General features: G+C 39.2%; 18 protein-coding genes and 1 pseudogene. 11 read left to right on the top strand and 8 right to left on the bottom strand.

Annotated elements, in window-relative coordinates:
* From AC1DRF_RS08640 to AC1DRF_RS08630, 3 genes are all read left to right on the top strand, one after another.
* A partial coding sequence (locus tag AC1DRF_RS08640; RefSeq protein ID WP_477740591.1) for an aldehyde dehydrogenase family protein occupies nt 1–288 on the top strand: 288 nt, incomplete at its 5' end.
* A gap of 73 nt (nt 289–361) precedes the next feature.
* Nucleotides 362–1,276 carry a proline dehydrogenase family protein gene (locus AC1DRF_RS08635; protein ID WP_097823136.1) on the top strand — a complete coding sequence of 305 codons (915 nt, stop codon included), beginning with the start codon at nt 362–364 and terminating at the stop codon, nt 1,274–1,276.
* 172 nt (nt 1,277–1,448) lie between these two features.
* Nucleotides 1,449–2,252, top strand: a complete 804-nt coding sequence (locus tag AC1DRF_RS08630) for a YwqG family protein (RefSeq protein WP_377576567.1) — start codon at nt 1,449–1,451, stop codon at nt 2,250–2,252.
* Nucleotides 2,253–2,314: 62 nt separating this feature from the next.
* Here the strand turns inward: AC1DRF_RS08630 and AC1DRF_RS08625 are convergent, their stop codons facing one another.
* On the bottom strand, nt 2,315–2,854 hold the full coding sequence (locus tag AC1DRF_RS08625) for a YcxB family protein (protein ID WP_477740590.1): 540 nt from the start codon (nt 2,852–2,854) through the stop codon (nt 2,315–2,317).
* 160 nt (nt 2,855–3,014) lie between these two features.
* Here AC1DRF_RS08625 and AC1DRF_RS08620 point away from each other — a divergent pair, with 160 nt between their 5' ends.
* On the top strand, nt 3,015–3,401 hold the full coding sequence (locus AC1DRF_RS08620; protein ID WP_477740589.1) for a VOC family protein: 387 nt from the start codon (nt 3,015–3,017) through the stop codon (nt 3,399–3,401).
* A gap of 26 nt (nt 3,402–3,427) precedes the next feature.
* Here the strand turns inward: AC1DRF_RS08620 and AC1DRF_RS08615 are convergent, their stop codons facing one another.
* Nucleotides 3,428–3,580 (bottom strand): hypothetical protein, encoded by a 153-nt coding sequence (locus tag AC1DRF_RS08615; RefSeq protein WP_427075098.1) that lies wholly within the window; start codon nt 3,578–3,580, stop codon nt 3,428–3,430.
* Between the two features lie 189 nt (nt 3,581–3,769).
* On the opposite strand from AC1DRF_RS08615, the gene spoIIP reads away from it, so the two are divergent.
* Complete coding sequence (spoIIP, locus tag AC1DRF_RS08610; RefSeq protein ID WP_043978539.1) at nt 3,770–4,954, top strand: stage II sporulation protein P; 1,185 nt, start codon at nt 3,770–3,772, stop codon at nt 4,952–4,954.
* Nucleotides 4,955–5,210: 256 nt separating this feature from the next.
* On the opposite strand, the gene AC1DRF_RS08605 is transcribed toward spoIIP, so the two are convergent.
* The 4 genes from AC1DRF_RS08605 to pgaC form a co-directional block, all read right to left on the bottom strand.
* Entirely contained in the window at nt 5,211–6,926 is a 1,716-nt protein-coding gene (locus AC1DRF_RS08605) for a putative bifunctional diguanylate cyclase/phosphodiesterase (RefSeq protein ID WP_427075100.1), read from the bottom strand.
* Nucleotides 6,927–7,304: 378 nt separating this feature from the next.
* A complete protein-coding gene (locus AC1DRF_RS08600; RefSeq protein WP_427075101.1) occupies nt 7,305–8,171 on the bottom strand; it encodes a polysaccharide deacetylase family protein in 867 nt (288 codons plus the stop codon).
* Nucleotides 8,168–8,629 carry a poly-beta-1,6-N-acetyl-D-glucosamine biosynthesis protein PgaD gene (gene pgaD / locus AC1DRF_RS08595; protein ID WP_427075102.1) on the bottom strand — a complete coding sequence of 154 codons (462 nt, stop codon included), beginning with the start codon at nt 8,627–8,629 and terminating at the stop codon, nt 8,168–8,170. The genes AC1DRF_RS08600 and pgaD overlap by 4 nt, the downstream gene beginning before the upstream one ends.
* The gene (pgaC, locus tag AC1DRF_RS08590; protein WP_162214823.1) at nt 8,587–9,843 is read right to left on the bottom strand and encodes a poly-beta-1,6-N-acetyl-D-glucosamine synthase; all 1,257 of its coding nucleotides are present in this window, start codon (nt 9,841–9,843) and stop codon (nt 8,587–8,589) included. The genes pgaD and pgaC overlap by 43 nt, the downstream gene beginning before the upstream one ends.
* 281 nt (nt 9,844–10,124) lie before the next feature.
* On the opposite strand from pgaC, the gene AC1DRF_RS08585 reads away from it, so the two are divergent.
* From AC1DRF_RS08585 to AC1DRF_RS08560, 6 genes and pseudogenes are all read left to right on the top strand, one after another.
* Nucleotides 10,125–10,637 carry a ferritin gene (locus AC1DRF_RS08585; protein WP_477740588.1) on the top strand — a complete coding sequence of 171 codons (513 nt, stop codon included), beginning with the start codon at nt 10,125–10,127 and terminating at the stop codon, nt 10,635–10,637.
* 22 nt (nt 10,638–10,659) lie between these two features.
* Nucleotides 10,660–10,860, top strand: a complete 201-nt coding sequence (locus AC1DRF_RS08580) for a hypothetical protein (protein ID WP_477740587.1) — start codon at nt 10,660–10,662, stop codon at nt 10,858–10,860.
* 144 nt (nt 10,861–11,004) lie between these two features.
* The gene (locus AC1DRF_RS08575) at nt 11,005–11,160 is read left to right on the top strand and encodes a hypothetical protein (RefSeq protein ID WP_477740586.1); all 156 of its coding nucleotides are present in this window, start codon (nt 11,005–11,007) and stop codon (nt 11,158–11,160) included.
* A 504-nt stretch (nt 11,161–11,664) separates the two neighbouring features.
* Nucleotides 11,665–12,354 (top strand): AbrB/MazE/SpoVT family DNA-binding domain-containing protein, encoded by a 690-nt coding sequence (locus AC1DRF_RS08570; RefSeq protein ID WP_477740585.1) that lies wholly within the window; start codon nt 11,665–11,667, stop codon nt 12,352–12,354.
* 251 nt (nt 12,355–12,605) lie between these two features.
* Nucleotides 12,606–13,340, top strand: a pseudogene (locus AC1DRF_RS08565) (class I SAM-dependent DNA methyltransferase).
* 263 nt (nt 13,341–13,603) lie between these two features.
* Nucleotides 13,604–14,065, top strand: a complete 462-nt coding sequence (locus AC1DRF_RS08560) for a gluzincin family metallopeptidase (RefSeq protein WP_274154986.1) — start codon at nt 13,604–13,606, stop codon at nt 14,063–14,065.
* Between the two features lie 202 nt (nt 14,066–14,267).
* Here the strand turns inward: AC1DRF_RS08560 and AC1DRF_RS08555 are convergent, their stop codons facing one another.
* Complete coding sequence (locus AC1DRF_RS08555; RefSeq protein WP_013058527.1) at nt 14,268–14,621, bottom strand: Na-translocating system protein MpsC family protein; 354 nt, start codon at nt 14,619–14,621, stop codon at nt 14,268–14,270.
* Nucleotides 14,622–14,623: 2 nt separating this feature from the next.
* A partial coding sequence (locus tag AC1DRF_RS08550) for a phosphate-starvation-inducible protein PsiE (protein ID WP_477740584.1) occupies nt 14,624–14,897 on the bottom strand: 274 nt, incomplete at its 5' end.

Below are 14,897 nucleotides of genomic sequence, written 5' to 3'. Positions count from 1 at the left end.
GTCGTAGCATTCTGCAAAGCGCGCGACTTCGATCATATGATGGAAATTGCTAATAATACAGACTACGGTTTAACAGGTGCCCTTCTTTCAAATACGCCTGAGCACATCGAACGTGCAAAAGAAGAGTTCCACGTCGGAAACCTTTACTTCAACCGCGGTTGTACAGGTGCCATCGTTGGGTACCAGCCGTTTGGCGGATTTAATATGTCAGGAACAGATTCAAAAGCTGGCGGTCCTGATTACTTGATTCTGCACCTGCAAGCAAAAACAACAAGCACGACGCTTTAATACTCAGTAGAGCAGCCTTAGGCTGCTCTATCTTAAAACAACAAGGGATTTTTTTCTATAGGGGGAGATATTTATGTTAGCAGAGGTATCTAAAAATGTGTTTCTTCACGCTTCCCAAAATAAAGCGCTAAACAAAGCAGCGAAAAAATGGGGTCTTCGCTTTGGTGCAGCTCAAGTGGTAGCTGGCGACACGATTGAACATGCGATCAAAAAAGTACGGGAACTGAATGAAAAAGGACTTGTTTGTACGCTTGATCATTTAGGGGAATTTGTTTCAAGCAGAGAAGAAGCTATCGAAGCGACTCAATATAATGTCAGAACGCTGGAAGCTATGGGGCAAGCCGGTGTAGCGTGCAACTTATCTGTCAAAATGACGCAGCTTGGTTTAGATATTGACCGCAGTTTTTGCGTTGAGAACATGCGCCGCATTCTTGAAACGGCGAAAAAATACGACAACTTTGTCCGAATCGACATGGAAGACTACGCTCACTGCCAAATGACGCTAGATATTTTACGAGAGCTTCGCGAGACGTTTGATAATGTTGGAACGGTTATTCAAGCTTACCTGTTCCGCGCTGAACAAGACGTAAAAGAGCTAAAAGGCGTTCCTCTTCGATTGGTAAAAGGCGCGTATCAAGAATCACCAACCGTGGCGTTTCAAGACAAAGCCCAAATTGACGAGAACTATATGCGAATTATTGAAGAGCATTTGCTGAGCGGGACGTACACGGCTATTGCATCTCATGACCACAATATTATTGCAAAAGTAAAAGAGTTCGCTCACAAAAACAACATCCCGCGCACGCAGTTTGAATTTCAAATGCTGTACGGATTCCGCACAGACATGCAGCTTAGCCTTGCAAAAGAAGGCTATACAATGCGCGTATACGTGCCATTTGGCAACGACTGGTTTGGCTACTTTATGCGCCGCTTAGCGGAAAGACCGCAAAACGTCGCATTTGCTTTAAAAGGATTCTTTTCTAAATAAGCAGTCATTTAGTAAGTCCCTTAATGAAAACGCTATCATTTCTTTGTGCCCTTTGTAGATGCTTCTGCAAAGGGATTTTTTATACGATTTCTCTTCTCTTTCAGTATGTATTAAGGTAAAATATAAATACGAACAAATGTTCTTTTTATTCCAAACAAAAAGGAGAGTACATATGAATCCTCTATCAAAATTAGAACTGCCTCCTAAGCTAGAACCTTACCGAAAAGAAATCGAAAAAACATGTAAGCCTTACATCCACATCAATACGGTTATGAACAGTCCAAAATTATATGAAAGCAAGTTTGGCGGCAACCCTTACCTTCCTCTAGAAGCAAATCATCCTCTTGATTCTCAAGGTAAGCCGATGCTCTTGATGGCACAAATCAATTTTTCTGAAGTACCTTCCTATGAAAATATGCCCGTTCAAGGCATGCTTCAATTTTTCATTTGCGGAGCTAATAACGAAAGCACGGGCGATATGTACGGCCTTGATTTTGACCATCCTACGGCTCAAAAAGACTTTCGCGTCGTTTTTTATGAAGACGTAATCACAGATGAAAAAAAGCTAACAACCGATTTTACGTATCTTGAAGACATTGACCGGGATATGTTCCCTATTCCTCAAGAAGTAGGCTTACAGTTTGAAATAAAAATCGAACCCGTTTCCCCTACTGACTATCGATATAATGATATAGAATCAGATTTATTTGACGATGAAGAAACGGAAGAAATCTACTGGGATGAGCTTACGGGCGAGTATCATAAAATGGGCGGATACGCTTTTTTCACTCAAAGCGATCCTCGAGACTACGAGGAAGCGCTGCGAGCATACGATGTTCTGCTTCTTCAATTCGCCATGGACGACGAAGCGGATATTATGTTTGGTGATGCGGGTGTGGCGAATTTCTTTATTAAAGAAAAAGACCTTCGCAACCGTAACTTTAGAGATGTTTTGTACAACTGGGACTGCTGTTAAAAAAACGCCCTCTTAGAAAAGTATCTAGGAGGGCGTTTTTCCACATTATTATTATTTACTACTCAGCCTGTTTTTTCGTCTCTTGYAGCATTCAGCGTTTCTTTAAACTGCTGTAGCGCTTTTGCATCTGCAAAGGTGCTTGTAGGAATAACGTATCCGCTCATTGCGCTAACAAGAATAAAGATATGTTCATCGGTTTCTCTAATTTGAGTGATGCTTGACCAAGGAGTCTTCACTTCTCCTTTTGAGCTTTTCTCTACCAAGCCATCTTCCGTAACCATCATAGTATGCTTACCCGTCAGACTGCTGTTATCTCCTTCATTTATTACCTTTACAATGTTCTTTTTAATACTTCCGTAAAAGTACTTCGGATAAAATAAAAACCACAGCACCGCAAACAGTGCAAACGCTACGAACATGCCAAGTAAAAATTCTCCTTCAACCCACGAAACAAGCAAAGGAATAAGAAGAAAAATAAGCGACATCCATCGCTGAACTCTCAGCACTTTTTGTACTCTTTCCGAATGTTGAGCGTGATGCATGTTAAAAGCTACGTAATCATCTTTGGTTAACGTATAGTGATATTCCATATTAATCTCCAATTCTCCTAAATAACAACAAAATAAAATATACCTCATTTGGTGTTATATGTATATAAAATAATAAGTTTTTCTTATGAAAAGCATCATCTTTTTGTCATTTATTTACACGTATACATCACGTAAACTTAACTAGTACTCTACTATTTAAGGAGGAATGTTTATGACTTTTACACTGACGCATATTGATCATATTCAGCTAGCTGCACCCCCAAATTCAGAAAGCGAAGCACGACATTTTTTCGGAACCGTTCTTGGCTTAACAGAAATCGAAAAGCCGGAAAGTCTAAAAAAGCGCGGCGGCGTGTGGTTTGAATTTGGTTCTTATCAGCTGCATATTGGTGTTGAACCTGCCTTTTCACCCGMAAAAAAAGCGCATCCAGGCTTTCACGTTAAAAATCTCCCTGCGTTCAAAGATCATCTGACTAACTTCGGTATTTCTTTTATAGAAGACAAAAACATTCCCGATGTCGAAAGAATTTACGTGGATGATCCTTTTGGCAACCGAATGGAGTTCTTAGAGAAAGTGAATCTCCCTTTTTCTAACTGAATGTTCGACAAAACAAGAGCTCTTATTTAAGAGCTCTTGTTTTCTTTTGGTCCTTCTTTTTGCTTTTCTTTCCACAGCATGTATAGCAACACCCCCAGCACACAATATGCCACGCCAAACATTGTTAAAGGAAATAAAAATGTATTAATAAAATGATGATAAACCCATGAGTCGTTCATCTAACCAGCTCCAATACGCACCGTTTTTTACAGTATGCCTTAATATAAACTTTTTTATGTTGTGTGAAATATCATGGTTTCTATCATATTTCTATTTCTTTTTAATAGAGTAAATAGTAGATACATAACATTCTCCTCTTAGAGTTTTCATCCGCTGATTTCAAAATTTTATTAGAGGAGGTTTACTCTATGAAAAACAAGTTTACTGAAAAGCCTAAAAAGCTTTTTTGGATCCTTTCTTATAAATCATTAATTATCGCTATACTATTTGTTCTTTTAACATCAGCCGCTATTTTTACCGTCACGTATTCAACCCTTCAGCATACGCTGCGCTCAAACGTTGTCTATCAAGCACTATCAAATTATAAAGCCCAAAGCTTGTTCTACTTCATGCATACGGAAAACCATCATTTCTCTCATGCCTTTGAAGAAGACTTCTCCCCGCCTCCTCTCTCTTCTGTCGCCCTGCAGCTGGCGACGAATATTCGCGTGGCAGATACAAGAAGTCTATTTGGATCAGAACTGCCCGGCTTTTCTATTTTTGATTCTCATATTCTATTAGCCGGTGAAGGAACGGATTATACGACGATTCCCCATGAATCGGCTCCTCCTCTCGAAAGCATTTCAGGGGAGCGTGATTTGGATCCTGCTGAAAGCAAAACGTACGAAGAAAGCAAAAAACAGTCTCAAGCACAGGCCAAGCAAAGTACGGGAGACAGAAAAGTTGTGTACATCTACCACACCCACAGCTGGGAATCTTATTTCCCTTTACTTGGTATGCAAGGTGAAGCGAATGAAAATAAAGCCGTTGATAACAAAACCAACATCACGCTCGTTGGTCAAATGCTAGGAATGGAATTAAAAGCAGACGGAATCGGTTCGGAAGTAGATACAACTAATATGACGCAAAAGCTGAATGAAAAAGGCTGGGGTACGGGACGAGCCTATATGATGTCTCGCAACGTCGTGGAAACGGCTCTTCAGCAAAACAAAGACGTCGATTATTTAATTGATATTCATCGTGATTCACTGCGCCAAGAAAAAACAACGGCCGCTATCAACGGCAAATCGTACGCTAAAATGATGATTGTATTAGGTGAAGCGAACCCGAAATTTGATGAAAACGTGAAAATGGCCAAAGCGATCCATGAAAAACTAGAGGAAAAATATCCAGGCCTTAGCCGCGGAGTATTAAGCAAAAAGAAAACAAGCGGCAATAACGGGCTATATAATCAAGACTTATCCGACCGCTCCATTTTAATTGAAGTAGGGGGCGTCGATAACAATATGGAAGAACTCACAAATACCGTCAAAGCTTTTTCTGATGTGTTCAGCGAGTATTACTGGCAAGCTGAAAAAGTGAATGCGCAGTAAACAAAAACTAGCTACCCCAGGTAGCTAGTTTTTGTTTTTATGAGAGTTACGCTTCTCCTCTTTTTCACACGCAAAGCACACCAGCTTCCCTTCAACAACCACACCGTTTAAAAATCCCTCTAAACAGTACACGTTCTTTTGACATACTGTGCAGATTCCAACATACTCTTTCACAAATTCCTCACTCCTTACATACGATTAAAAACCATAAAAAAAGCTCTATTAAAGAGCTTCTTTCCGTACATAGGATTTTCCTTCATTTCAACAAACGGCTCATTTCCTCGGGAGAAAGCGGCTTATCGAATAGATAGCCTTGACCGATATGACAGCCTTGCTCCGTCACAAACTGCAGCTGTTCTTCGTTTTCGATTCCTTCTGCAGTTAGATCAAAGTTAAGTTTCTTTCCCATTTGAATAATCGTTTCCACCAGTACTTTTCCAACTTCGTCTAAGTCGTCAATAAATGATTTATCAATTTTTAACGTATTAATCGGCAAGTGTTTGAGATAGCTAAGGGATGAATAGCACGTTCCGAAATCATCCATCGCCACTTTTACGCCTAGACTCCGCAGACGGTTTAACACTTTTTTTGATTCTTGACTGTTTTGAATAACGCTTTCAGTGATTTCAAGTTCCAGAAAGTGCGGCTCAAGGCCCGTTTTTTTCAAAATTTGTTCCATCTCCGCTACGAATCGTGAGGACTTCAGCTGAATAGGTGATACGTTCACTCCTATTTTACTCGCTTGTGAATTCAGCTCCGTCCATGCTTTCATCTGCTTACACGCTTCTTCCAACACCCACTTGCCAACCGGCACAATTAGACCCACTTCTTCTAAAATAGGCAAAAATTCATTTGGATAGACGGTACCAAATTTTGCGCTATTCCAGCGAATAAGCGCTTCTGCCCCTATGACATCAGACGTTTTCAAATCGATTAACGGCTGATAAACGAGCTGAAATTCCTCTCTTTCTAGCGCATACTTTAACTCATTCTCCATGCTGATTGTTTTAATTATTCGTTCATTAGATGAAGACGAACTCATTTCATATGTGTTTCGTCCATTCCGTTTTGCTACATACATCGCAATATCTGCTTGCTTGATCAGCCGGTCGATTAGTTCATCTGCGTCTTTTGGAATAATATGCTGCTGACATTCCTTTGAAAATAGGCTGATACCAACGCTTGTAGAGGTTAGCACTTTATCTCTGTCTATATAAAAAGGAAGCGACATTTCTTTTACAATCTGCTCGGTCATTTCTTCAATTTCCTCAACAGTTTGTAGTGAATGCAGCACTAAAATGAACTCATCGCCCCCGTGCCGCGAGATAAAATCAGAGGAAGGAATACATTTTCTTAACCTTTCTGCTACGCGCCTCAGCAGCACATCGCCGTGATGGTGGCCAAGCGTATCATTTATTGATTTAAAGCGGTCTAAATCCAAAAATAAAATGGCCAACAGTTCAGGAGATTCCCGATTTAAAAGCAGTTTTTTCAGCTGCTTGTTTAACCAATAGCGATTAGGCAAATTGGTTAACGGATCATAATAAGCCATTTGCTTAATTTTTTCTTCATATGCTTTTCGTTTTGTAATATCATTGCGAATCGATACGTACTGATACGGCTTACCCCGCTCATCTAAAAAAGGAACAATGGTTGTATCCACCCAGTAGTACGAACCGTCTTTTGCCTTATTTTTTATTTCTCCGTGCCATACCTTACCGGATCTGATCGTGCTCCATAACTCTTTAAAAAACAAGCTTGARTGATGTTTCGAATTAATAATACGATGATCCTGACCGAGAAGCTCATGTCTTTCGTACTTAGAAATTTCACAGAATTTATCGTTCACGTGATTGATGAATCCGCGACTATCCGTAATCGCTACAATCGATGATTCATTTAACGCAAGTTCAATATCATTTAGTTTTTTCAGCGCTTCTTTAAATTTATATTCAAAATGCCTGTTTTCCATAGCCTATACACCTTTATCAAAATTTTAACGATAAAACAAAACCCATGACGAAATGATAGAGAGGAATCGTGAATAATGAATACAAATTAACCAGTAACGGATAACGAATTAATCTGTCCGATTACCTTACATTATTAAAATAGCAAGCGTATGATCACTGTTTTCCTCTTTTCACCTTCACAAACTTCTTACAAGAAGTTCGTGAAAAAATTGATAGATTGTTTCGTTTGTCCATGTCTTTTATCACAACTTTTCTATGGTACCATTAAAATGATTTTTATAGAAATGAAAGTGTACTTTCTTCACTTAATCGACATACCTTTTGATGGTGAACAAAAAAAGCCCCTGCTTTAGACAGAGGCTTTTCACACTTTCTTCTTACGTGCTCGTACGCGTCAGCCACGGGAGAATAAAGTTTTGAAAGGTTTTGTTGTATACAACAATTCGGTTCAGATAATACGGGTCGTTATCTATTGTAATAAGATGCGGCGCTAAGATAGCTGCTTGGTGAAAACCAGCACCTTTCACAATCTTAGCTACGTCATCATTTGTATTGCCGTATGGATATGCAAAGTAAACTGGGTCTATTCCTAAATGGTTCTTAATCGTTTCTTTGCTTTTTCGTAAGTCTTCAGCAAACGCGCTGTATTTAGCAGGCGTCAGAAATAAAGGCTTGTCTTCTTCTAAACGGTGCATATCATATGTATGCGAACCGATTGTCGCAAGGCCGCTGTCTTTCATTTCTTTTAGCTGACTCCACGAAGCCATGTTTAAATTTTGAAAATCCGTTGCTCCCACTTGTCCTGCGATTACATATAGCGTAAACGGAATGTTTTCCTTTTTTAAAATGGGAAACGCGTTTTGATAAACAGTACGGTCAATATCATCAAATGAAATCCATACGCAGCGTTTTGGAAACGTGCCTTTTTGCTGATACGCTTCAATATCATTTGGCGTAACAAACGTAGCGTCAAGTTCCTTCAGCTTTTTTAACTGATGTTCAAAATCATTGCTGTAGACGCTGTACTCTGTCAGTTCGTCAGACTTTGTAACTGAGCTGACAACTCGATTAAACCAATTATGCTTGCGCACGCGATGATAATTTAAGCCTAAGCATCCGTTCGTCCCAAGCGCTGGCTCCACGGTCGTTGTTGCTTCCGCCTTGTCTTCCCAGTTCACTACTTTAAAGAAAATAAAGCCAACTACCGCTGCCGCAATCAAAAGAAAGAATACATATTTCTTCATGCGTGCTTCCTCTCTTCAGTATGTTTTAACGGATTAACATCAAACTCGATGTACTGTGCACGCTGAAGCTCCTGAATTTGATCCTTGGATAAAAGCTCAAGACGCTCTAAATCTTTAATACTCGTATACGCCGGCTCTTTTCGTCGGTTTAAGCTTCCAAATCTCTTTTTGTTGTAGGATCTCCATAAAAACAGAGCCAGGAAAAAGAAGCAAAAAATAGCGAGTCCAATTACTAAAAATGTTCGAATTTCGTCGTTCGTCGTTTTGAATGCAATTTTTAATACCCCGCTGTAACGGTCATTTACGCCGATAACAGCTGAAAGGAAAAACCAAAGAACAATGGCACAATAGAGCCAAAAAACAGAGGAAACAATGATGCTTATCACTAATCGAGCAAGAGGCTGTTTGGCTTGAATCATGATTTGCTCTTCGTTAAGCCGCGGTCTGGACTGCTCCATGTAGCATAGCCTCCTTTCACTCTAGATCTGATAGCACGAGGAAATGCGCCCACTACCACAATCGTATTCACAATCCAATAAAGCGCCGGGTACCATGCAGCCCATACGTAATACCGCTTCACGTTGTCGTATTTTGAATCAATTTTCAGCGCAATAAACAGTTGAATTAAGCTCATAAACACCAGGGAAAATGACGTAAACGTAAACCAAAACAGCATGTCTTGGGGGCTGCTCGCCGTAACAAGCAGCATGATAGTCACAAACAGCCATGCGAATGACCAAAGGGTACTGATCCACTGCTCTAGGTATACAATCCAAATTCTGCGCTGCTTCCATTTTAATAACACTTTCCAGTGGCGAAGCATTACCTCTTGTCCGCCTTGAGCCCAGCGTACTCGCTGGTTCCAAATTCCTTTTAAGGTTTCGGGCACAAGCATCCAGCACAATGCCCGCGGTTCATAGCGGATATCCCAAAAGCGCTGCTGCAGCTTCCAGCTCACGGCGATATCTTCCGTAATCATGTCACGATCCCACAGCCCGACGTCCACAAGTGCTTTCTTTCGAAAAGCTACTACTACGCCTGAGACCGTCATTACTTTTCCTAAAATTCGCTGTGTTCGTTTAATAGAACCGATAATAGAAGAATACTCAACTAGCTGAATGCGGCTCAGCAGCGTATTACGGTTTCGAATGCGCGGATTTCCGGTAACGGCTCCAAGCCGTTCCCCTTTATGAAGAAAATGATGGATTAGATAATATGGAGCGTCTTGATCTAAAATAGCGTCGGAATCTAAGCAGATTAAAAACTCAGCTTTAGATGCATGCGCACCTAAATGTAACGCGTTGGCTTTTCCTTTATTTTCATAAAGCTGAATCACACGAACTTCAGGGTGATTTCTGCTGATTTCCTTTAAAATAGCAGCTGTTCCATCCGTACTGCCATCGTTAATAAGGATGATTTCTTTAGACGGATAATCTAACGCCAAAAGGTGCTTAAGCGTTTCTTCAATCGTCTCTTCTTCGTTATAGCAAGGCACTAAAAAGCTCACTAGCGGCCATTCAATTGTTGAAAAATCAACTTTAGGATCTCGGTCGCGATAGCGTATGTAAATAAGCGTGCCTGCAATCCAAAATAAAGACATAATAAATGGATACCAGAAAACAAAGCTCGCAAGCTTTTCAAATCCAGGTATTAATACGTGTTGCATATTCATTTTTCTGACTCCTTCACACCAATTAAAATTGCACAGAGTGACAATTTTATCACTAAATTGGTTAAATAGAACATAGTAATTTTAACCATCTAAAAAAAGATACTTTTAAACTACTTTTATTCCTACATTATACAACCCTTATATGTAAGCAAGAAGCACCAATAAAGGATGGGCAAGTTACCTACTTAAAGAAGTGACATATAGTATCTTTGTAGATTAAAAGCGTGATGGTTGCAGGTGGTATACGAAAGAACCCTTTTCCCTAAGGAGGAATAACAAATATGAACGAACAAATTCAAAAGCTGCTCAATAACTTAATTCAACTTGAACACRTCTCTTCGACTTTATACCTAGCTATGTCTAACTATATGAATCGATTAAACTATAAAGGAATGGACAGCTGGCTGCGTCTGCAGTCTGAAGAAGAACGCACTCATATGCTAAAACTTATTGACTACTTAGTTGACCGCGGCGGAACGGTAGAATTAAGCTCTTTGCCTGCTCAGCCAAGTGAGTTTGGTTCACCGTTAGAAACGTTTCAAAAAGTATTGGAGCATGAGAAGTTCGTCACGAATTCTYATCGTCAAGCGTTTCAATTTATCAGCCAAGCCAATGACCCTCAAACGTTAGTCATCGTGCAGGACTTTTTACGAGAACAAGTCGACGAAGAAGCTCAAACGATTGTAGACCGTCTAAAAATCGCCCAAAATAACCCTGCAGCTATTTTTATACTCGATCAAGAACTAGGACAGCGGAACGCTGCACCAGCGGGTGGAGTAGCTGCGCAAGGTTAAAAGCGCAGAAGAGTGTAGCACAATGTGCAGAACCAATAACACGACGCCCGTTTCCTTGTTTCGAGTTGGTATTCACCACGGCTATTATGGCTATCCGCCTAATGTGTATAACGCCATTCAAAGGCTTATGAATCAATATATGCATCAGCTTCACTATCATCGGCCTCAATATGTTCACGTCTACTACGTGCACMCTTCTCTTATTCACTACTACCTTCACTAAGCTAAGGAGAATAAGAACCTTGCTTCTTGAAGAAATTCACCGTTTCTCCACCCTAATTCAGGAATTCCAATCAAAAATATGGATATTTATGCTAATATAGGTTTTGTTAATCAAATAAAGAAACAATTATTAGCGGGGTGTCATATGGATAATCAATACGTTGTAGGATGGGGAACGCTGGCTTTAATTAATGCCGGATTAGCGCAAGGTAAAAAGCGAACGGGTCTGAACTGGTTCTTATTATCTCTTGCTTTAGGACCGCTTGCTACCTTCATCTTACTGCTGGTTGAAAAACGATAAAAATTGGTTCAAAGCTCATTTTTTTGAGCTTTTTTCTTTATCCTTCGACTATAACTGCTCTTCAAAACAAGTAAAAAAAGCTMCGCTTGAAATTTTTTTCTCGACTTAATATGCATAAATCTATTCATCATTCAGCGTAAATCCGGTTGCATTTTGTTAATAAAAAACCTACTCTTTAGAAAAGGAAGGAAGCTCCTTTTTAAACCTTTGTTTCTGACAATAAAATCAAAAGAAAGAAAAACGCTTTTATTCTATGCTTTTCTAATTAACAGATTAACTGTTTTCTTCRGATGATTACCTTTCACATGGGACAGCTGTGCATCTACTGAATGAGGTCAAACTTCCTGTATTTCTCAATCTGTAGGATGAATAAATACTCATTTGCTTCATTTGACAAAGAAATAAATGCTGTGTAATTTAAGTAACATACCCCATCTAAAATGTTTTTAGAAAGGATTAAATAGCAAGATGCGTACAAAAAAAGAAGAGTGTATAATTGACGAAATGGGAAGAGTATCCCTTCCTTCTTTGTTTATGCAACTAACAAAACTCGAGACAAACGACAAAGTTTTTTTGCGGAGCTGTGATGATTGGATTATTATCGATCATCATAATGAAAATGTCCCGGTTCCTTCTCATATCTTCATTCGAACAATTGACCATATGGGTAGAATAGTCATCCCAAAATCCCTGCGAGATGACTATGAACTTAAGCCCTTTGATTATGTAGAACTATACGTGGTAGAACAGCAAATTGTTATGAAAAAAAGAGACGAAAAATCGATAGCGCTTTCACAAAAACCTGCGGTGGCTCCTCCTTATTATGCAACATTAACCGGCCGGCAGATTCAGCTCACTTCTGAACTTTTAACGTCCGTGGAATTGGATGCAAACATGGAGGTTCAATTTTTTATTAACAAAGAAAATAACATTGTGATTCAAAAATATGAAATGAGTTTTGGGAAGAAAATGACTTTAACATTTACGGCTCAATCTCGAAAAATTGATGACCGTTTTCGACTTACTATTCCTAAAAAGCTGCGAGATGATTTCTCCATCCACTCAGGTACGATGTTAAAAATCAAGACAGGTAATAAGCAGCTCATTTTAGAAAAAGTGGAGAGTGAAAAAGAGATTAACAGCGTATTATCTCAGCAAATAGACGCAGCAATTGTTGAAAAATCACCGAAATAAGAACGACGCCAAAAACAAATGGTTTCCTACGGCTTCAAAGCAAAAGCTAAGAGTTACGCATAGACTGACCCTTTCTATACTCGACTCTTAGCTTTTAGACTTATCTTCCGTAAACGTGTACAAGTCGGTTACTCCACATAATAGCACTACTTCCAAAATAAAAAAACCATTTCCATATCTATCAAAATATTTGTAAATAATTTCAATACATGTGTATAATGAGGTACTTTGCATAGAGGAGGCTGATTTAGTTGAAGATCTCAACAGGATCTGAATTTTACGATAATGACGAGACGTTTTTGGCCTATACAAAACGTCGGCAGCAAAAAGAAAATGCAAACGATACGATTGAAAAACCTGCCATTTTACAGCTTCTAGGTGATGTTACAGATGCAAACGTTTTAGATTTAGGGTGCGGAAACGCTGGATTTGGTGCGGAGCTTCTTGAATAGGGATGTTTCTCTTATACCGGAGTAGACGGCTCGATCAATATGATAAACGCAGCTCAGCAACAGCTTTTAAACTATCCAAATGCAAGAGTGCTCCATGAATCGATGGAGCATTATACTCCACCACGCACCGAATACGATTTGGTTACTGCAAGACTGTCTCTCCACTACACGGAAGACTTAGCCTCCATTTTCGCTAAAGTGAATCAAGCACTCAAACCTGAAGGAAGATTTATTTTTTCTGTGGAACATCCAGTCATTACTTCCACTTTGCAGCCTTCTGCTTTGCGCACAAACTGGACGGTGGATAACTACTTCTCAATGGGATTCCGTCAGCAGCACTGGATGGGCGGATACGTTCAAAAGTATCATCGCACGATTGAAGAGTACTTTTCTTTAATGCAGCAAAGCGGATTCACCATTACAAATTTAAAAGAAGCATGTCCTCAAAAAGAACGTTTCGACAGCGCTGAAACTTACGAGCGGCGAATGCGTATTCCTTTGTTTTTACTGATGAGCGGCGTGAAAAACAGATAATCGAAAGAAATTGAGACATGACGAAACCAACAGCTAGATGCTGCTACATACATGAAACCTACCCATTACAAAAAAATCCGAACGAGTTGGATTCTCCACCAAGAATCTTCATCGTACGGATTTTCCTTTAACTAAAATACTCTTTGCCCCAGCCGCTTTCGTAACTTTTTTTGTATAAAACCACTTTTGCTCGTTCTTACATTATGTTATTTATTCACGCTCACGTTATAAAATACAGGTCCTAAGTTAAAGTCATCATTCGTTTGCAAGCAGATGACCTTACCTATCTGCTGCATATTATCATTCGCTACGAGCTAGAAAGAGATTTATTCGCTGAAAAGCTTCGCGTTTCGGATCTTCCTTCCGCATGGAATGCAAAATATGAAGCGTACTTAGGAATCAAAACGGAAACAGACCGTGACGGGGTGTTTCAGGACGGCCACTGGTACGGAGGAGCGTTTGGCTACTTCCCTTCCTACAATCTAGGCTTCATTTATGCAGCTCAGCTAAGAAAAGCCGTAATCAAAGACAACCCTGACTTTGATGAAATCATTTCGAGTCAAAACCTATCACTTATAGCAGACTGGCAAAAACAGCATATTCACCAGTATGGAAAACTAAAAACGCCAAGAGAGATCTTAACTAACCTTTCTATAGGTAGAATTGATGCTCAGCCGTTAATTAATTATTTTTTAAAAAAGTATGAAGGGTTATATAAACTTTAACTCTTTCTAGATAAATGTTTAAAAGAAGCTATCGCTGCTAAGCCAAAAGCTTGACTTAGCGACAGCTTCTTTTATGGTTAATAAACCGTATTCCTTTTAAGGTCATACTAATCTTTCCATCCAAACCACGACAGCAAATATCTGCTATGTTTTTGGTGTTTTTGCAGTTCGATTGCTTCGTACGCCAAGGAGTTTATCTTAGTTAATTATCTAACTTTCTATCAAAAACAAAAGTAGTCATCGCAACGTCTTCTTCAATATTAATGTCTGAAAAAACTCTTACAATTTTTGCATGAACAAGTTTTTCAAACTTATCTCGTATCTCGGAGCAATCATAAATTTTTTTCACTAGTTCTGTACGTGCCTCATGAACCATCCTTTTGCCTTCAGGAGAAGTTATCATAAATTTTTCTACATTCGTAAGATTGCCTTTCATTTCACTAACAGCCCATGTATCTATAAAACGAGTAGTGATTTCTCTAGGTCCGTTCCCAACCTGCTCTTTACGGATTTCGCGCACCAAATTACTAAATTCATGCTCTCTATTTCTGCTCATGCTCAAATTCTCCTTTCATTATCTTCTAATCTTTTTTTTGTTAACATTAAATAACTAATTGTTAAGGCGATAATTCCTAACGATAAAAATAAACTTCCAATTTGATAATTGTTATTCACAATGATAAATCGTATTGTGGCGGTAATTCCAATATATAAAAGATAGCTTAACGGGAAATGGCAGCTTTCCTTAAAGTAAGTCATAATCATTGAAACAAAAGCAAAGTATAGAAAGAAAACCAGTACTTTTCCAAGAATTTTATGAACGTTATTATTT

Source organism: Priestia sp. P5_B4 (assembly GCF_056400385.1).
This window is presented reverse-complemented; position numbering and strand designations above follow the sequence as displayed.